The following is a 17,788-nucleotide window of genomic DNA, read 5'->3' on the forward strand; positions in this document are numbered from 1 at the left end:
CATTTAGGAGACGTTTAATAGTCAAATCAACGGCTACGCGTAAATCCTAGGATAAAGAACTCCGTATGAGGTCTATTATTCAAAGACGTTGTATGTGGCATGATAATTCGCCGGGCTAATAAATACATCAACAGCTCGTTTAGTCTTTTTCCCTTCTGGATTGGATTCGATTACCTTAAAAGTAACTGTTTTGTGATTTATTTGACCTAGCTTTATGTGCGGATTATCTGCTTGATGTAGAAAAATATCTCCCTCACCTCTTACCATTTCAATAAACCCATAATCTTTACCATTCCTATCCTTTCTTATAAAACTTACAACGCCTAAACTATAATCTGAACTTCGACGTAGAGAATTCTTTTCCGAACATTGAACAAGCAATTCCTTGAATTCTTTAACATCCTTTATTCCATCAACACTCCTTCCTAATTTTTTCCATTCGTTTTTTGTATATTCGAAAAGTTGTATGGCACGTTCAAAAATACATTTATTATCATATATGTCTTTCATGATTTTTTTGCAATATTTCTCACATTCATTTTCTTTATGTGGGCAATTCAAAGCAACCTGAAGATAAGAAACCATAAGAATATGATATTCGAACGCTTTGTATTTACTATATAGCCAATGATTTTCATACATGAATTCCCTCAGCTCATACTCTAAGAAGGCCACCGTGTAATATTTCCATAACGACTCTTCTTTTTTAAAAACAGTATTTTGGAACTTCTGTAATAATTTAACCTCATGATGATAAGCTTGATCAGGAGATTTTAAAAACACACCTACATATCCTTTCAATAAATTCTTTAAGCTAAATTTTTGTTTCTGTTTGATATCAGTCCTACTTGCATATTGTTTTGCTCTTCTTTCATAATAAAACTTAATACCAAGTAAATTATCAACCGCAGGAAAAAAATCTTCTAAATCCTTATGATAAGTCTTCATCGCCTCAAAAGCTTCATTATATACAATATTCTGCTTATTAGTTCCTCGAACAATTTGGGCTATTAGTTGCTCATTCTTTGTAGCAATAATCTTTACACTAATAGGAACCCGCGCTAGATTCCTTCCTTTCTGCCCCATACGATATATAACATTACTTGTCTGACAACCATTGACAATTTGTGGATTAATCAAGGTTAACCTTCTGTTATTTTCTTTATATTCATCACAAACAATGGTAATTCCATTATTAAGTAACGCAAAGGTCTCTGGTTGAGTTTCAATAGTTTTTTCAATCTCCTTATTAATACTTGTCTCACCTTGGTAATCACGAACATTATCATCGAACAAATTAACCCGTAACAAACCATCTTCGGTAGACAAAAACCGATTAAAACTATCTGCACTACAAGCTACTAAACAAGAATTATCTACACCATCAACACTATCCAACGTCATCTTGCTAGAAGTTTCGATGACTCCAGTATATTCATTCTCATTCATATCACATATATCTTTTAATCTACGGCTACCAATGATAGAAATAGCATCTTCCACTCGGTCATAACGTTGAATATCATTGACAATCGTAAAAAATTGTGCGTCAGCATCTTTCACATGTTCATGATTTTCTTCTTCATTTAACATTACATAATAAAGACGAAATGTTGGATTATTTTCCCAATCTAAACGCTCGTCAGATAGTATCCTTTTTTTTAATTCGAGGAACGTCTTGATTTTATTATTCGTTGGTTGTAATTGCTTATCCGATAAAAATGCAGCGACTCCAGTTAGAAATTTTTGGTATGAACCAATATCAAATCTTAATTGGAATTTAGATTGTATAAAAATAAATTCCACATTGATTCGTCTGCTTTGCAACAAATCATCTAAATGTTCGGCCTGTTCCAGCAGTGCTCCATTTATTTTTATTGCTATCCCATCTATTCCCATATCATTGGATTGCCCTACTGATACAAACGATAAAAGTTCTGTACTTCCTTGAAATGCTCGATAATCATGTTCATGCAATATGTTGTAATTAACAAAATATTCGAATGCCTCTTCTTCAGATTTTTCTTCCAATGAAAACTTTTGGATAAACTTTTTCAATTGACTCTTTATAACAGGCTTCAAATTCATAATAACAACTCCTCCTCGTATAATATATTTTGTAAGCAAGACAACATCGCCTTGCCTACGAAAAAACCTTCAAAAACAGAGTCCCCTGATGTTACAATACTCCTTAAAAAATTGGACCAATAATGTTACGTCTTACTCCTCCAGCAGCGCCACAAGGCGACTGCTCTGAAAGTTTGCCGCCTGCCTTGATCGTCAAATGCCGCTTACACAGGTGTTAGTAAGAACGATTTCGTTAACGCCTTTGTCCTTGCAGATTTCGCCCGCGTCGGCAGAATTACCAACAAGCCTTAGCATGGAAGCCATTTCCTTGCTCTGCAACGACTGACGCAGCATCGTCTGCACTTGGCCAAGTCTTTAAGGAAGGAAAAGGCGTATATGCTCTCGAACATCTTCCTGAAGTTCAGCGAGTTCTCTTTGCTCGACGACGAGCAGCAACCCTTTTCCGATCGGTTCGTCAAAACGGCGCCTTCTGTCTTGACGAATTTCCTTTCTACGGAGGAAATCGTGGATATGCCGCTCGATGCACTCATCCGCCACATTTGCGAAAAGGGACGCAACCATTTCGAAGACCCCGAAGCGACGACTTCCCTCTACAGCAGCGATCAAGGTGGTCAACAAAGCGATTAAGAAGACGCTCAAGGAGTTTGACCCTGCGGCTTACCAATGCTCGCTCTCCATACCGGGCATAGATCCCGTCATGGCTGCCGAAATCCTTTCGGAAATCGTTGGATCGATGCGTTCAAATCGCAGGAGTCTTTGGCGAAATACACCAGCCTTATCTGGCGTGAAAATCAATCCGGCAATTACCGTGCCGATGATACACCGATATCCAAGGCGGAAAACACGCATCTGCGTTATTACCTCCTTGAGGCATCGAGCCATGTCAAGAACCATTACCAAGAATTCGCTACATTTTACCAGAAGAAATATGCTGAAGTGAAAACGCATCAACACAAATGCGCACTCACTCTTACCATTCAAAAATTCATCCAGCCGATTTTGGAATCGCTAGTTAAGCATCAGCTCTACTCTTCAAATAGAGTAATACAAGCTTAATATAACGAACATATTTTCCCTTTCTCGGATCTCTGAAAGAACTTGTGTTAAGTGTGTCCTTTTTCTGGCAACCTGTATGAATTTATTGCAAAAGGGGGCTTGACATATTACCATATCCTAAGCCTTTAATTCTATGGAGCAGTTTCTTTTTCCTGCATAGCACACACCACTCCGTCACCTTCCCCACACAATCTTATCCTCCGCATCGATATCCTCACCTGTCTGAATCTCCATCACCTTCAGCAGCGTCTCCGCGCGTATCGTATGGAACGATCCCCTCGGAATACGCACTGTCTGCCCCTCAGCAACAGCGAACTCATTGCCATCAAGCTTCACCCAGCCGCGCCCCTCGATCACTGTCCACGTTTCATCGCGGCGCTCGTGCAAATGATAGGTGAGTGCGCGTCCCGGACTTAGTGTAATCTTGATGGTCAAACTCTCCGTCTCCGCATCGACGATCTGAAACTCGCCCCATGACTTTTCCGTATACATCACCGGCGTATGAAGTCGCTCTGCATAGGGTTTCATTGCGCTCGATCGCTCCTTGTCCGAAACGAGGATACCTTCCGGACTTGCTGCCACCACAACATCCTTCAGTCCCATGCAAAGGATGGGTATCGGCAATGTATTCACGACATGAGCATTCCTGCAAGTCTCATCCATCGTGACGCGACCAATCGTATGCTCCGGCATCACTTCGGCGAGCGTGTTCCATGTGCCTATGTCAAGCCAAGTGCCACTGTAACGCTGAACTGCAATATTTTTCTCTTTCTCGACCACAGCATAATCAAAGCTGATCTTGGAAAGCTCCTCATAGCGATTGAAAAGATCCTCGTAATCCGTATAGTCCAGCAACTCACGAGCCTGATCAAGCGCATAGCCAAGCTTGAACGCGAAAACGCCGCTGTTCCACAACGCGCCCTGCTCAATATATTCTGCAGCTTTTTCCTTATCCGGCTTCTCTTTGAACGACTGCACCATGCTCTGCGGCTCTTGCGAAACAGGCATGATATAGCCATACTTCTCGCTCGGATATGTCGGCTCGATTCCCATCAAGACAAGATTCGCAGAACCTTCTCTTTCCGCTTCCTGAAGCAACTGCACAACGGCACGAAAATATCCCTCGTCGACATAAGGATCAGCAGGGCAGATTGCCACAGCCTCATCAAGAGGAATACCGCGCACTTCATGCAGATAGGCAGAAACCAAAGCAATCGCCGGAAACGTATCGCGACGGCACGGTTCAATGGAGATATGCACGCCAGAACCAAGCTGGCGACGAATCAACGAGACTTGCTCGCGACCCGTCGCAACAGTGATGGGCGTATCCGGCGCAACGCACTGCACTTGGCGGCAAACACGCTGAATCATCGATTCCAGCGTCCCATCCTCACGCCGCAAAATACGAAGAAATTGCTTGGAATAAAGATCATTAGAAAGCGGCCACAAACGCTTTCCTGCCCCGCCGGAAAGTAAGACAATCTGCATATCGCACCTCATTTTTCCTCATAAATCTCTTCATGTAAAACATAAGCCACTATCCCATATCTATTGCAGCGATTCTTTAACCAATGCGCTCCCTAATCTTATCGACAAGAAGATTTACCTCTTCGTATACGCGGAAACGACATACGAAATAGATAAACAACACAACGATTCCCACCTTAAATCCCATAGCTATCCAGAATGCTGAAACCACTTTATCGACAGACACTTGTATGAAAAAAGCTACAAGTGTGCTGCTGGTAAAAAGAATGGCTTTAACCCCCTCATAATTAATATAAACAGCTCTTTGGGACGAAACAAATTGCATAGACAATAAGAGCATATAGCTCACCAACGAAGCAACTACTGCACCGAGTCCTCCCATAAAAGGAACAAAAAGATACGTCATCCCCAAACTAACAATTCCGCAACAAAAAGAGAATAACATTATAAGGCGTAACCGTTCCCGAACAAGATTAACGGTTCCTACATGTTGTGATAAACCAAAAACTAGTATCGCCCAAAAAGAAATTTGTGCAACAAGCATGCCTTCTGTGTATTGTTCGTGAATAAAAAGTCGAAATACGATCTCAAGAGTGAGATTCGCCAGTAATAATAAAAATGCACCACACAGCAGATATATGTTGAAGTATTTCTTCATACTATGGGTGAATCCTTCCAGATCTTCGGCAAAAAGTTTGAATAATATAGGATTGACCGCAGTTAAAAAAGGATTTACAAAGAACAGATTGAATGCATCTCCAAAACGTGTCCCCATCGTATAGATCCCTACATCGGCCATCGTAGATACCTGCGCTAGGACATAGCGACCCGAATAGGTAATGAGGTAAGAAATGGCAAATCCAGCAACTATTGGGCCACTCAGACGGACAAGATCGCTAACTAGTCCATGAGGTAAATCGATGCGAAAAGTTTTACAAGAATGGATATGTACAGCTACAAGTATCACTGCCATGGCAACATTTCCATACAAAGTTCCATCAATAAATCCCGAAAAGCCTCGATTCAAAACAACCAAAAAAAACAATAAAAACCCAATGGATATAACTGTATAAAGTGTGTTAAACAGGAAAAACTTCTTAGGTTGAATGCGAATCTTAAATAAAGCTAATATAAAGTCTATTAAAAAAGCTCCATATGCGGCACATACCAACTTCATATAATCCGATAGAGGAACATCAAGTAAAAAAAATTGCTCTAAAATCGAATATGCAAAAAAAACAACGATGCCAACGCATACGAACAGTAAAAAAGTAGCGATAAAAGAGAAGTTTAGTAAATTTTCCCGCAACTCACCTTTAACTTTATAATATTTCAAAGAAACAGATGCCGTCAGTCCCATTCCGATGAATAAGCTCAAGGCGGGAAGCAACATCCATACCATACCTACTTTTCCAAAGTCAGATACGGATAACAGATAGCTATAATATGGTATCAAAAAAAATCTAATAGTCGAGTTGAGTGCTTGGCCTCCCGCATAAATTCCAAAGCTCTTAAATATATTCATTTATTCCCCGACCTCATTCATGTTAATCATCACATCATCTTCGATAATGACAGGGCGAGTTTTTATCAAGGCTGTATTGTCCCGCTCACTCAGGGGAATTCTTGTATCCATGACATGCATCGATGAATCTAGGATCGTACAATTAGCACCAATCCCAACATTATCACCAATCTTAACCAACTCGAATGCACATATAGTTCCGCCACTCATTCCAACGTTTTTCCCTATTTTTATCTGAGCATTTGGTTGCAAAGTACGCAAAATAACTCGATGTGAAAGCCCCATTGCATTGAAATATTGATCCGACACTAGTGTGGAATTTTCCCCAATACAGATTTTAGAACCATCCGCCATACTAATACAAGGTCTTCCAATAAATTGCACCGTAGGTTCTATATAAAGGTTTTTATGTTTATATCTCAGTGTTAAATAAACTCTTATCCCCCTGTTTCTAAGTTCTTGCATTCCTCGACAAATTTCCCAAATTCCAGTTTTCAACTGTCGGAACATGAGATTCAGCAAGAAAATCCCCTCCTCACCACGCGTTCCTTAAAAGCGTTGCATTTTTTTAGCATGATATACCATAGTAGTCGCGAAGCAGCTTTTACTCTTCCCCCCCCTGCGCTAGGCGCAGATAACATATGTATCTGTTCACTTAAATTCTGAGCAAAATACTCTCCCGAAAACCTATGAAAATCTTTCGTCTGTAAATAGGCTTCCATTGCCTCGATTCGTCGATTATATTCATCTTCACGCATGTTCTCTAAATATAAACAAAGATCATCATACGAGGAAAAGTCACGTCGATCAACAAAACAGCTCCTCGGGACATATTCTTCTATATTATCTGTCCCAAGATAAATGGGGATACATTTGGCAAAAAAACAATCAAAGATTTTTTCACTTACCATACCATTGACATTTTTCATATTGTCATAACACAGGCTAAATTTATAGTTGCATAGAGTTTCCTGCTTGTTATCTACTGTTCCCCGATATGATGGATATTCATTGACATCCCAACCAACACCGTAGAGATCGAACTGGTTCGGACAATGATCTTCAAAATAATGGATCGCCTTAATACGCTCTGTATAGAGTTCATCTGGATGGATGCTATGCTTATTGCCTGAAATATTAGCTATAAGCTTTTTCTGGGAAAATATTTTTCCCTCAATCGGAGGTTGACTAGCAACGGGTGGGTAAAATTTAAAGAACCCTTCCTTTTTTACCAAATCATCATCCCAAGTCATGACATTCCCCAAGAAATCACGTACTGTCTCCAATACAAAATGTTCATGCATTGAATCAACAACCGGCGGCTCATAAGAAATATAAGCACTTTTTTTTTGCATAGATACAGCATCCCACATCTTTTTATAATCGTGAGCAAAGAAAAGAACAACATCTGCCTTTTGAAGTGGGATAATGTCATACGTGGAGACATTATATTCTTGTTCCAATGTCTGCTTTAATATACGATATGGTTCATACACATTATCACGACCGACAACACCTTCTCCAAAAAATTTATTTTGTAATTGATTGGAATAAAAGGGGATTACACTGATATTTTTCTTCATAACCCTCTCCCTATATCGAATACACTCGGTTAAAACTGGAAATATAGGAACTCAGTCACATCCGAGAGATGAATGATTCCATAAACAAAGATACCAGCGAGAGCAAACGCCCATTTATAGTTGGGTTGTAATCTCTTGATAATATCATTCGAACTGGGGCAAAAAGCCACTAACAATAAGACAACAAGTGTTTTTCTAGGCACATCATATTCAGAAAGAGCCATCAAGTTGGTATCAAAATGCCCATTCATGAAGTTGGCCACCACTTGCGGTAAAAGAACTCCATTTCCACCAATCATTGCATACAAGACTTGAAGTGCAACCATAACAGATTCCGCACGGAAAAAGACAAACGCGACCAGCACCAAGCCAAGCGTCAAAATATATCCAAGCGGCTTCCACATCCAGAGATGGTACCTCTTCCATGTATGATTGAGGACGAGACCCAGTCCGTGCAGCGAACCAAAAATAATATAATTCCATCCGGCACCATGCCAAATTCCTGCAATAAACATCGATGCAAATGTAGCCGCCATCGCCTTACCAAATGTGATTTTCTGACACGCCATCACCATGGGTGTATAGAGATAGTTCGTGATGGTCGTCGTCAGCGATATATGCCAGCGCTGCCAAAAGTTAATAATGCCATAGGCGCGGTACGGCGCATCAAAGTTAATCGGTATGTTAATATTCATCATTCGAGCAATACCAACCGCCATATCGCTGTACCCAGAAAAATCAAAATACAGCTGCATCATGTAACAGATGGCAATCGTCCAACCATCCACCAAAGTGAGTTGCTCCGGATGAGCAAAGCCTTTCGCCACAACGGCAACAAAACTGTCTGCAATCAACACTTTCTTTGCAAGACCAATAATAAAGAGACTTAGTCCGCGCCCCATATTATCCCAATCCACACGGCGCAAAGAAGAGTCCTTAAACTGCTTCATCATCGGACGATGATAGAGAATCGGTCCAGCCAAAAGATGCGGAAAAAACGATACAAACAATGCATAATGAATGAGTTTACGCTCTTTTGCCACACCTTCATAACAGTCTACGAGGTAGACCATCTGTGTAATCGTAAAGAAACTGATGCCAAGCGGAAGAATAATATGTAACAGCGAAAAGTGTGCCCCCAGATAATTCAAATTTTCAAGAAAGAAATCCGTATACTTAAAGAAGCCAAGTAGCGCTGCATTAAAGACAATTCCCAATAAGAACACTATCTTGGCATTTCTCTTTTGTTTTTCCTTGCGGTAACGGATGATATAGCCGCTGACCATGTAATTGAAGCCTATACTCAGTAAAAGCAACGGCAGATACTTAATATCCCAATAGGAATAAAAGAACAGACTAAGTCCAACAAGCCATATATTTGCCCATTCCGAAGTTTTCTCCCGACTACCGAGGAAGAAATATCCTCCTACGGCAATCGGAAGAAACAGGAACAGGAACTCATAAGAGTTAAAAAGCACTGCTTACTTCTCCCCTATCTTTTCCTGAATGAGGTCAATCATTTCACCAACATTCTTCAAGTCCTGCAGTTCGCCAAAGGCAAATTTAATATCAAACTGCTTTTCAATGGCAACAACCAGACGGATATGCGACAGCGAGTCCCAATCCTCGATCTGCTCCGCATTGCTCTCATTGGTGATGACGATATCCTCATCATCGAAAACGTCCTGAAAAATCGGCTGGAGATCGTGCAAGATTTCTTCTTTGGTCATAATTCATCTACTCCTTTGATTATTGAAAGATTTAGAATCCATCGCCACCTGTCACCGGAATATTAACTCCTGTGATAAAGGTATTCGTATCTGAAAACAGATATTCAATCACTCCTGCAACATCCTCTGGCATCACATTTCGCTTAGCAGGATTATTGGCAGCGCTCTGTTGAACAACTTGCTCATGCATTTTCTGCAAGAATTTCGTTTCCATCATCGAGGGAGACACCATATTGACTTGAATATTCTTCGGAGCGTATTCAGCTGCAAGCGTTTTTCCAAGTCCCATAAGAGCATATTTCGCCATGACGTAACTTGACAAGTATTTCGGCGGCACATTAATCGTGCACGAGGAAAGACCGATCACAATCTTTCCCTGCTTTGCCTTAGCCATCTGTTTGATAAACGCCTGTAAAACAACGATCAACGCTCTGCATTGAACATTCAACTGCCCCTCTGCATCACTCCATGCGATTTCCGTAAATCGCTGATTCTCAATCGGTACAGCAGGAACATGGAGGACATGTGTCGGAACAAAGCCATCTTCTTTGAGGACATTTGCAAAACTCTCCGTACTCGCTGCATCACGGAAGTTAGCTTGTACCAACCTCATCTGTGCAGGAATTTCTCGCGCTATTTTTTCTAGCTTTTCCATATTGTGAAAATACTGGGCGACGATCTCATCATCTTCCCGCCAACTATGGCTCTGCAGGAATGCACAGCAAAGATCAGCCGAGGCTCCAAGCAATAAATATCGGTTTCCCATCAAAGCACCCCCGCTTCAATTCTCGCCTTGGAAACTTTTTTCCCGTCCTGATTACGAATGACCGCCTTGACAACAATTTGCCGCACACTGTCATTTTTCTCCGTAATCTTACCCTCTATGGTGAGAATATCCCCAATAAATACGGGATGCAGAAAGTCGCTGTGCACGCTTTGCAACAAACAGCGCTCTCCTGGAAGATATTCTCCTGCCAGACAGCTGTAGAGCGATGCAGTCAGCATCCCATAGACGACACGATCTGGAAACCCATGCGCCCGTGCAAAATCCGCACTCACATGAAGCGGATTATTATCACCAGAAACAGCACAAAACTGCTGCATCATATCAGCTGTGACCTCACGCGTAAATTCGGCACACTGTCCCACAAAAAGTTCTTCGTAGATAGAACAATTCATCCAGAGACCTCCTTCAACGCAATGAACCGTCCCTGTTTCTCATATCCTTCGAGGTTCATCTTCCAGACAGTATTATCTCCATCCTGCATAACTTTCTCAAATCCGAACTTCGCGTAGAGCTCTGCAACCATCTTATTCTTTGCCGTTTTATAATAGTAACCCATCAGCTCCTTACAATTATCAGCCATAGCACGCTCTACAAGGACATCAAGCATCATCTGTTCCATGCCTCTTTTCAAAACGCGACAGCTCATCAACCAAAGGCGAATATGCAGTACGTTACCGATTTTTTCACCGATCACCACAGAAACCAGACCATTATCGCCAAATTTATCCGTTAGTCGCCCATATAGGGTGATATATTGCGGCTCAGCCGCCATCTGCGCGATGTCCGCACGCGTATAGCGACGAGTCGTCAGATTGAACTGATTGGATTTATTCGTGAGCTGGGCGATGCGGTCAAAGTATATCGGCTGAAACGCATCAATCTCTGCATACATATCAAGCGATTGCAGGAAATCATCATAGCTCTCCATCGCTCCCGCCAGTGCTTTTCGCTGTTTATTTTCCATATAGGATGCATTGCGCTTCCGATCATCCTCAGAAATCGCCACTGGCTCAAAATAGCCAGCCCCCTCCAGTGCCCGAATGTAAGAAAAAACATCCACAGGATCAACTTCTGGTACTGCCACTTCTGGCATCGTATCGCGCACAATCTGTCGCTCTGCAGGGTTGTCATCAATAAACACGAGGCTGTCTGTTCCAATGTTGATTTCCTCGGCAATCGCTCTGATATTTCGGTTTTTCGGCTCCCAATTCGCATGGAACGAAACAAAATCATCCACATGAAGCACACTGTCCGGGTGATCAAATCCTGTCTTGGCAACTTCCTCCTCATTTTTGGAGCAAATCGCCAAGATAACGCCACGCTCTTTCAGATCTAAGACATATTGCTGAAATGCAGTATATGCTTCAGCCGTCGGTGTTTCGTGCCCAATCTCAATATTCTCCATGCCATCATCACCAATGATGCCGCCCCAAAGCGTATTATCGAGATCCAAAACGAGACACTTTTTATTTTTCCCCAGAACCCCTTTGATGATTTTAGCCAAGCCGAGAGAAACCTCAGGAATCACATCATAACTCATCGCAAGTTTATAAGCATAATACTGGAAACGGTCATGCCATTTGGAGAGCCCAATGCGTGCCGCAAGCCCATGCAGATCGTGCAGGTAGAAATTATCATGCATCGCAGCATAGTCAGCAAAGCTTCGGTTAAGCTGCTCAATAAATCGCGTCATGCCATAGGATTCGACTACATCCAAATTGCCAAGCCCCGTCTCGTAGGAAAGCTCCATATTGTTCTGTATAATGATTGCAGCGGGATACTGCGCAGTGAGTTTCTCCCAAATCTGTGTAAAGCGCTTCATCTCTGCATCATGTTTGTCTCGAACCGCATCGTTACTATCACCAAGCACGGGTCGTGCCAAAATATTTACCACACTCGTAAATACAACAATAATCTCTGGCTGAAACGCCTCCATTTCTGGGTTTCCAAAAACGGCATCCTCATAGTACTTGTTGTATTCAGATTGATAGAACTGCGGTCGAATTCCTGCCTCTAAGAGAAAGAGTTCTAAAACATTCTTGATGTCATCGGTCGTCGAGCCACAAAGGATAGCAATCCGCTTATCAATATATCCCACACACTTTCGCGCCAGCAATTCCCGTCGGATGCTCTTTTGCTTTCGTATCAGAAGATTATTGTCGTACGGATAGGTAAATATTTTCTGTAAATCAGTTTGCATACAACCGCCTCCTTTAAGAAATCACATCATTATACAGCGCTGATCCATTATCGCAGAGCCTTAGTAAGAGTTTAATTCATTTTCCAAATCACAAATATGTTCTTCTATATTGTCCTTCGTCACCCAAACGCCAAATCCACGAGGGAAACTCTCTTCCATTCCAAAGATACGATCAACAATCTTATCCCCTACATTCGGCCGATAATGAGCTGTATCATAATAGTTATGGTTATCTACCGCGATCTCATTCAACCCACTAAAATCATAATATCCTGTAATCTCGGCCAGTCTTCGTTTAAACTCATTAAACTCATCAAGATCAATCTCTAAGTAGTTCACTCTACTCATCGGATTGATAAATACAATCAAATCAATCCCATTCTCATCAGCCAAATCCTTGATCTCCTGTATTTCATGCATTGCCTCATCCATTCGATTGCCGGAGCCTCGCGTTGAAACATAGCGGAGGTTATCTGCATATTTCTGGGGATCCTTCTCTATCTCTTTCTCTGTTATATAGTGAAAAGGCCTTCCCGTACCGTAAATATCAAACATCGTCCCCCTAGTTTTCGTCGAGACAATCGATGGCTTTTGCAATAAGAGCCATACATACTGCTCCCAATCATATTCCTTATAGGGTCTACGCAAAAAATTCTTCTCATTCACTTTGGGATCTCCCCAATAAGATACATTATCTACGCCAAGAAGGATCTGCCGTATCTCAACCCCTCCTGCAATGAGTTGTTTCATATCATTCAGCCACTCATAGGGAAGACCAGCAGCGTATGTCATATTATAATAAGTATTCCCATTATGAATACGCGTGAGATCTATGCTTCCCACACGAGATGGTCCAAAACAAAACGCATTGTACTTTTTGGGGTTTTGCAGCAAAAACTTCATTTTAACGTAATGTTCCGGTGCTCCCAATTTCGGTGTCGAGTAATCACCCCTAAAAAATCCATAATCGTCAACTATGTAATTATATCCCATCAAGGTCAACAATAAACACGCTGTAATAAAAACAAGTCTTTTCACATACTGTTTCACAGATATTCTCCCCAAAAGTATTTGAATTCTTCAGCATGTAAAGTTCCTGCCGCACTCCTTCACATAAAATACGGCAGGATCTCCATAAACGAATCGAGGGCTCAAGAAAAATATGCTTTAATGTGCACACAGACTTCCATAATTTCCTCATCTGTCAATTGTGCCGCAGACGGAAGCCAAAGCCCTTTGCGTGAAATCTCTTCCGTCACAGGGTAGCTTCCCTCATAGCCATAGGCAGGTTCTGCATGAAGCGGCGGATAGAAATCACGCGATCCGACGCCATGCTCCTTCAGATAGTTTTTCAATCCTTCGCGATCCTCTACGAGGATATCGATGAACCACGGCGTCGTATTGTCATAGTTCGTCGGCACAAACTCAATTTGCTTGACATCAGCAAGCAGTTTTTCATACAGCTTGCCAATCTCCTTCTTGCGTTCGACACGATATGCAAGCTTCTTCATCTGCTCCAAACCGACAACAGCTTGCAAATCCGTGAACTTAAAGTTCCATCCCTTGATGAGATAATGATCCATGCCGCCCTGCGAGCGACCAAAATCGCGAATCTTCTTGATACGATCGAAAAGCTCCGCATCGTCTGTTATCAGTGCACCGCCCTGCCCTGTCGTAATGACTTTCGGCGCACTGAACGAAAAGCTGCCAATATGACCAAAAAGCCCGAGATGCTTTCCATTGACACGCGAACCAAGGGATTGTGCAGCATCTTCAATCAGCCAAAGCCCTTTTTCCTTGCAAAACACTGCAAACTGCTCGATCTCTTCCGGATAACGTCCATTGATGGTCACGAGTATGACGGCCTTCGTCTTCGGTGTGATTGCCGCCTTCATCTTCTCAAAGTCCATGCAGAGATTCCGACGATCAATGTCAACGAAGACAGCCTTCGCACCGATCAGCTCCGCAGAGTTCGGTGTCGCAACCATCGTATAATCAGGGACGATAACTTCGTCATCCTTCTGCACGCCGCAAGCCATCAATGCGATTGAAAGACTTACCGTACCATTTGCAACTACGGAGCAATGTTTTGCCCCTGTATATTCGGCGATGCGGTCTTCAAATTCGCGCGTCTTGCGAAACTCCGTCACCCAGCCACCGGATTTCATATACTCATGTACGGCATTCGCTTCTGCCTCATCAAACCACGGCTCCATCTGATTAATAAACTTATCCATTTGTATTCTCCTATAAAACGTCTTTACATTAAAACTTATATACGGCTGTGTTAATTAAAAATCAGCTATCAAACACAAACGTAACATCCTCAGATCATCAAGGATATTAGGATTCCCTATTGCTTTCTAGAAATTCTTGCTCCTTCGCCAAGATTTCTTCACGATTCCTCGGCACCATCGCCCTTGCCGGATTTCCCAGATGCAAATACCATTCTTTTGTCGATCTATTTATTAACGATAATGCTCCAACTGCCGATCCTTCAGAAAGGATAACATTCGGTAAAATCACAGTGTTTGATCCAACAATCACGTGGTTTTTTATGACAACTTTAGCTACTTGACATTTCGGTCTGAAACTAATAGGAATTGTTGCATTCCCAAAACCTTCCAAGAAGTCGTCCGATCCGCAAACAATACGGCAGCCCGCAGCAATACCGCAATAATCACCGACTTCAAAGTACGCGGCCTTCCCACCAATAACAGAACAGGAAGGCGATATATGGCAATAGTTTCCGATTTTCACACTGGTCGTAAAGTAGCAGAAATCATCAATGATGACGTTGTCGCCGATTTCCACCTCACTTGGGTAGCGGAAATATACATTGCGCCCAATCTGAACGTTCTTGCCAATCTTCTTGAATTTATATTCCAAATCCGTATACGGCATAGCTGTACCTCCAAAGATCAGATACGAACCCGATCCGTCTCAGCACCAAGATAGGGGCCGTTCTTAATCTCCACGACCTGTGTTCCGTCTTCCAATATTTTATAACCATGCGCACCATTGAGCAAGACCAAAATTTCGCCCTGTTTGACGACAAAGCTTTCCAGCAAAGTATGTGCTTCATCCTCATCGAAAATATTTGCTTGAATCGAACCTTTTTGAATGACGAGCACCTCTTGTGTGCGTTCAACCGTACGCTCTACAAGATTATGCTGATGTGCGAGCAAATCCTTGCCTGCTTCGTAGCGCCATGTTCCAACTTGAATGAAGTCCGCGTCATCCGAGAAGAAGCCCAGACCATCCTGAATATCGTCCGCTGTGATATGCTTCGCCAAAATCTTCCCACTTGGGGACTGTACCATTTTCATGCATATACCTCATTTCTACAAAACCGTACAAACACAGACTATTTTTCAGCAATTTTCAAGATACCACTGCACTGTCTCACGAATCCCCGCTCGGAAATCTTTCTCCGGACTCCAACCAAGGAGGGCACGCCCCTTGCTGCCGTCCACTGTCTTATACGGAGCTCCATCCGGCTTCGAGGGATCGAGTTTCAGTTCGCCCGCATAGCCGACATCCTCTTGGATGAGTTTCGCCATATCGATGATGGAAATTCCCTTACCTACACCGATATTCACCGGCTGCTCCGAATGCGGCGCATCAAGCCCGCGAACCATCGCTTCTGCACCATCATCAACGTAGAGCCATTCACGTACGGGCTCTCCCGAACCCCACACAATAACCTCAGGAAGGTTCTCTCGCTTTGCCTTGACAATCTTCATGACGAGAGCGCCGAGCGCATGAGACCGCTCCTCCTCAAAGTGATCTTCCGGACCATACATATTGGAAAGAATCAGATTAAGTGAGTCAAGGCCATACTGTTTCTCGTATGCCCAGGCACCGACCCATGAGGTCTTGCGTGCATGACCATAGACCATCACTGATTCATGAAGCTCGCCTTCCCAGAACTCACTCTCCTTGAAGAACGTGGCGCGTGCCGGATAGGCACAATTCGAAATGGGATTGACCAAGCGTCCGACGGAAAACTCCCTGCACGCCTCCAAGAGATTGATCGTCATCAGGAGATTGTTGCGGAAAAGCTCGGCAGGATGCTTATAGCCGAACTGAATACCGCCGACATAAGCTGCACAGTTGATGACCTTTTCCGGCTTCACTTCTTTAAATAGCTTTTGAACGGCAGAGAACTCTCTCAGATCTGTCCCCAGCGAAAGCGATGTCGGGTGAAAAACTAAACCGCGTGCTTCCAATTTTTTAGCCACTCGTTTTCCAAGGAAACCCGTTGCACCTGTCAATAAAATCATTTGTGATCACCACCATAATTATCAAATTTCATATCGTAATCTATCATGATCTCCACAAGACGTTCGAAGCTCGTCTTGTTCGTCCATCCAAGCTTCTCTTTCGCTTTGGCCGGGTCGCCCCATAGGAACTCGACCTCGGCAGGACGGAAATACTTCGGATCTACCTCAACAAGAAGTCGATTCGTCTTGCGGTCATATGCCTTTTCCTCAACACCATCTCCTTCCCATGCGAGATCCACACCGATATGACGGAAAGCCAGTTCCGTAAACTCTCGTACCGTATGCGTTTCACCCGTCGCAATGACAAAATCATCCGGCTTATCCTGCTGCAGCATCAGCCACATCGCCTCGACATAATCCTTTGCATACCCCCAATCACGCTTCGCGTCCAAATTGCCAAGAGAAAGCTTATCTTGTCTCCCCTGTGCAATGCGAGCGACGGCACGCGTGATCTTCTTCGTCACAAAAGTCTCGCCACGCCGTGGAGATTCATGGTTGAACAAGATGCCATTGCACGCATACAGATCGTAGGCTTCTCTAAAGTTCACCGTAATCCAATATGCATACAACTTTGCTGCGCCATACGGGCTTTTCGGATAGAACGGCGTCTTCTCACTCTGCGGTGCCGTCTCGGGGAGCCCTCCGAAGAGTTCACTGGTCGATGCCTGATAAAAGCGCGTATTGCTGCGCATTTCTCGAATCGTATCAAGCAGCCGAAGAGTCCCCAGTCCGTCGACATCTGCTGTAAATTCCGGCACATCGAAAGACACCTGCACATGAGACTGTGCCGCCAAATTATAAATTTCATCTGGCTGAATCCTTTCCATCAGACGATTGAGATTGGAAGAATCAATCATATCGCCATGATACGTGTGAATATCCTTCATCAAGTGATCTATACGAGCCGTATTGAACACACTCGCACGGCGGACAATGCCATGTACCTCATATCCTTTTTCCAACAGGAATTCCGCAAGATAGGAGCCATCTTGCCCCGTAAGCCCTGTAATAAATGCTTTTTTCATCTTCGTCCTCCACTCATCCA

Annotated in this window: 18 protein-coding genes; 2 read left to right on the forward strand and 16 right to left on the reverse strand. The window is 43.0% G+C overall.

Features of this window, described 5'->3' with window-relative positions; all coding sequences use genetic code 11:
- Nucleotides 1-75: 75 nt before the first annotated feature.
- Complete coding sequence (locus HMPREF1153_RS02370; RefSeq protein WP_009645275.1) at nt 76-2,088, reverse strand: AIPR family protein; 2,013 nt, start codon at nt 2,086-2,088, stop codon at nt 76-78.
- 375 nt (nt 2,089-2,463) lie between these two features.
- Here HMPREF1153_RS02370 and HMPREF1153_RS12630 point away from each other — a divergent pair, with 375 nt between their 5' ends.
- Complete coding sequence (locus HMPREF1153_RS12630) at nt 2,464-2,715, forward strand: hypothetical protein (RefSeq protein ID WP_009645268.1); 252 nt, start codon at nt 2,464-2,466, stop codon at nt 2,713-2,715.
- Nucleotides 2,716-2,751: 36 nt separating this feature from the next.
- Nucleotides 2,752-3,144, forward strand: a complete 393-nt coding sequence (locus tag HMPREF1153_RS12635; RefSeq protein ID WP_071530749.1) for a transposase — start codon at nt 2,752-2,754, stop codon at nt 3,142-3,144.
- A gap of 174 nt (nt 3,145-3,318) precedes the next feature.
- Here the strand turns inward: HMPREF1153_RS12635 and HMPREF1153_RS02380 are convergent, their stop codons facing one another.
- The 15 genes from HMPREF1153_RS02380 to gmd all read right to left on the reverse strand — a co-directional run bounded on the left by HMPREF1153_RS02380 (nt 3,319) and on the right by gmd (nt 17,768).
- Nucleotides 3,319-4,632: a sugar phosphate nucleotidyltransferase gene (locus HMPREF1153_RS02380; RefSeq protein ID WP_009645329.1), complete on the reverse strand. Its 1,314-nt coding sequence runs from the start codon at nt 4,630-4,632 to the stop codon at nt 3,319-3,321.
- Between the two features lie 76 nt (nt 4,633-4,708).
- On the reverse strand, nt 4,709-6,157 hold the full coding sequence (locus HMPREF1153_RS02385; RefSeq protein ID WP_009645375.1) for an oligosaccharide flippase family protein: 1,449 nt from the start codon (nt 6,155-6,157) through the stop codon (nt 4,709-4,711).
- Nucleotides 6,158-6,679, reverse strand: a complete 522-nt coding sequence (locus tag HMPREF1153_RS12095) for a hypothetical protein (RefSeq protein WP_050992501.1) — start codon at nt 6,677-6,679, stop codon at nt 6,158-6,160.
- The gene (locus HMPREF1153_RS12100; protein ID WP_009645362.1) at nt 6,673-7,740 is read right to left on the reverse strand and encodes a glycosyltransferase family 10 domain-containing protein; all 1,068 of its coding nucleotides are present in this window, start codon (nt 7,738-7,740) and stop codon (nt 6,673-6,675) included. The genes HMPREF1153_RS12095 and HMPREF1153_RS12100 overlap by 7 nt, the downstream gene beginning before the upstream one ends.
- Before the next feature lie 29 nt (nt 7,741-7,769).
- Nucleotides 7,770-9,218: an MBOAT family O-acyltransferase gene (locus tag HMPREF1153_RS02400; RefSeq protein ID WP_009645349.1), complete on the reverse strand. Its 1,449-nt coding sequence runs from the start codon at nt 9,216-9,218 to the stop codon at nt 7,770-7,772.
- 3 nt (nt 9,219-9,221) lie between these two features.
- A complete protein-coding gene (locus tag HMPREF1153_RS02405) occupies nt 9,222-9,470 on the reverse strand; it encodes an acyl carrier protein (protein WP_009645400.1) in 249 nt (82 codons plus the stop codon).
- A gap of 31 nt (nt 9,471-9,501) precedes the next feature.
- Entirely contained in the window at nt 9,502-10,236 is a 735-nt protein-coding gene (locus HMPREF1153_RS02410) for an SDR family NAD(P)-dependent oxidoreductase (RefSeq protein WP_037369532.1), read from the reverse strand.
- Entirely contained in the window at nt 10,236-10,649 is a 414-nt protein-coding gene (locus tag HMPREF1153_RS02415) for a MaoC family dehydratase (RefSeq protein ID WP_009645406.1), read from the reverse strand. The genes HMPREF1153_RS02410 and HMPREF1153_RS02415 overlap by 1 nt, the downstream gene beginning before the upstream one ends.
- A complete protein-coding gene (locus tag HMPREF1153_RS02420) occupies nt 10,646-12,457 on the reverse strand; it encodes an HAD-IIIC family phosphatase (RefSeq protein WP_009645295.1) in 1,812 nt (603 codons plus the stop codon). Before HMPREF1153_RS02420 ends, HMPREF1153_RS02415 begins: the two co-directional genes overlap by 4 nt.
- Nucleotides 12,458-12,517: 60 nt before the next feature.
- A complete protein-coding gene (locus HMPREF1153_RS02425; RefSeq protein ID WP_009645391.1) occupies nt 12,518-13,507 on the reverse strand; it encodes a hypothetical protein in 990 nt (329 codons plus the stop codon).
- A 101-nt stretch (nt 13,508-13,608) separates the two neighbouring features.
- The gene (locus HMPREF1153_RS02430; protein ID WP_009645303.1) at nt 13,609-14,694 is read right to left on the reverse strand and encodes a DegT/DnrJ/EryC1/StrS family aminotransferase; all 1,086 of its coding nucleotides are present in this window, start codon (nt 14,692-14,694) and stop codon (nt 13,609-13,611) included.
- A 106-nt stretch (nt 14,695-14,800) separates the two neighbouring features.
- A complete protein-coding gene (locus tag HMPREF1153_RS02435) occupies nt 14,801-15,361 on the reverse strand; it encodes an acyltransferase (RefSeq protein WP_009645373.1) in 561 nt (186 codons plus the stop codon).
- Between the two features lie 17 nt (nt 15,362-15,378).
- Nucleotides 15,379-15,786 (reverse strand): hypothetical protein, encoded by a 408-nt coding sequence (locus tag HMPREF1153_RS02440; protein ID WP_009645412.1) that lies wholly within the window; start codon nt 15,784-15,786, stop codon nt 15,379-15,381.
- Nucleotides 15,787-15,831: 45 nt separating this feature from the next.
- Nucleotides 15,832-16,743 carry an NAD-dependent epimerase/dehydratase family protein gene (locus HMPREF1153_RS02445; RefSeq protein ID WP_037369535.1) on the reverse strand — a complete coding sequence of 304 codons (912 nt, stop codon included), beginning with the start codon at nt 16,741-16,743 and terminating at the stop codon, nt 15,832-15,834.
- Nucleotides 16,740-17,768, reverse strand: a complete 1,029-nt coding sequence (gmd, locus tag HMPREF1153_RS02450; protein WP_009645348.1) for a GDP-mannose 4,6-dehydratase — start codon at nt 17,766-17,768, stop codon at nt 16,740-16,742. Before gmd ends, HMPREF1153_RS02445 begins: the two co-directional genes overlap by 4 nt.
- Between the last annotated feature and the right edge of the window lie 20 nt (nt 17,769-17,788).

Source organism: Selenomonas sp. CM52, assembly GCF_000292955.1.
Taxonomy (GTDB): Bacteria; Bacillota; Negativicutes; order Selenomonadales; family Selenomonadaceae; genus Selenomonas.

What these genes read in the sequence shown, in the direction of transcription:
- HMPREF1153_RS02385 (WP_009645375.1), bottom strand. Translation starts at nt 6,157, where the DNA reads ATGAATATATTTAAGAGCTTTGGAATTTATGCGGGAGGCCAAGCACTC.
- HMPREF1153_RS02405 (WP_009645400.1), bottom strand. Translation starts at nt 9,470, where the DNA reads ATGACCAAAGAAGAAATCTTGCACGATCTCCAGCCGATTTTTCAGGAC.
- HMPREF1153_RS02445 (WP_037369535.1), bottom strand. Translation starts at nt 16,743, where the DNA reads ATGATTTTATTGACAGGTGCAACGGGTTTCCTTGGAAAACGAGTGGCT.
- HMPREF1153_RS02435 (WP_009645373.1), bottom strand. Translation starts at nt 15,361, where the DNA reads ATGCCGTATACGGATTTGGAATATAAATTCAAGAAGATTGGCAAGAAC.
- HMPREF1153_RS12630 (WP_009645268.1), top strand. Translation starts at nt 2,464, where the DNA reads ATGCTCTCGAACATCTTCCTGAAGTTCAGCGAGTTCTCTTTGCTCGAC.
- HMPREF1153_RS02420 (WP_009645295.1), bottom strand. Translation starts at nt 12,457, where the DNA reads ATGCAAACTGATTTACAGAAAATATTTACCTATCCGTACGACAATAAT.
- HMPREF1153_RS12100 (WP_009645362.1), bottom strand. Translation starts at nt 7,740, where the DNA reads ATGAAGAAAAATATCAGTGTAATCCCCTTTTATTCCAATCAATTACAA.
- gmd (WP_009645348.1), bottom strand. Translation starts at nt 17,768, where the DNA reads ATGAAAAAAGCATTTATTACAGGGCTTACGGGGCAAGATGGCTCCTAT.
- HMPREF1153_RS02370 (WP_009645275.1), bottom strand. Translation starts at nt 2,088, where the DNA reads ATGAATTTGAAGCCTGTTATAAAGAGTCAATTGAAAAAGTTTATCCAA.
- HMPREF1153_RS02430 (WP_009645303.1), bottom strand. Translation starts at nt 14,694, where the DNA reads ATGGATAAGTTTATTAATCAGATGGAGCCGTGGTTTGATGAGGCAGAA.
- HMPREF1153_RS02380 (WP_009645329.1), bottom strand. Translation starts at nt 4,632, where the DNA reads ATGCAGATTGTCTTACTTTCCGGCGGGGCAGGAAAGCGTTTGTGGCCG.
- HMPREF1153_RS02440 (WP_009645412.1), bottom strand. Translation starts at nt 15,786, where the DNA reads ATGAAAATGGTACAGTCCCCAAGTGGGAAGATTTTGGCGAAGCATATC.
- HMPREF1153_RS02410 (WP_037369532.1), bottom strand. Translation starts at nt 10,236, where the DNA reads ATGGGAAACCGATATTTATTGCTTGGAGCCTCGGCTGATCTTTGCTGT.
- HMPREF1153_RS12635 (WP_071530749.1), top strand. Translation starts at nt 2,752, where the DNA reads ATGCTCGCTCTCCATACCGGGCATAGATCCCGTCATGGCTGCCGAAAT.
- HMPREF1153_RS02415 (WP_009645406.1), bottom strand. Translation starts at nt 10,649, where the DNA reads ATGAATTGTTCTATCTACGAAGAACTTTTTGTGGGACAGTGTGCCGAA.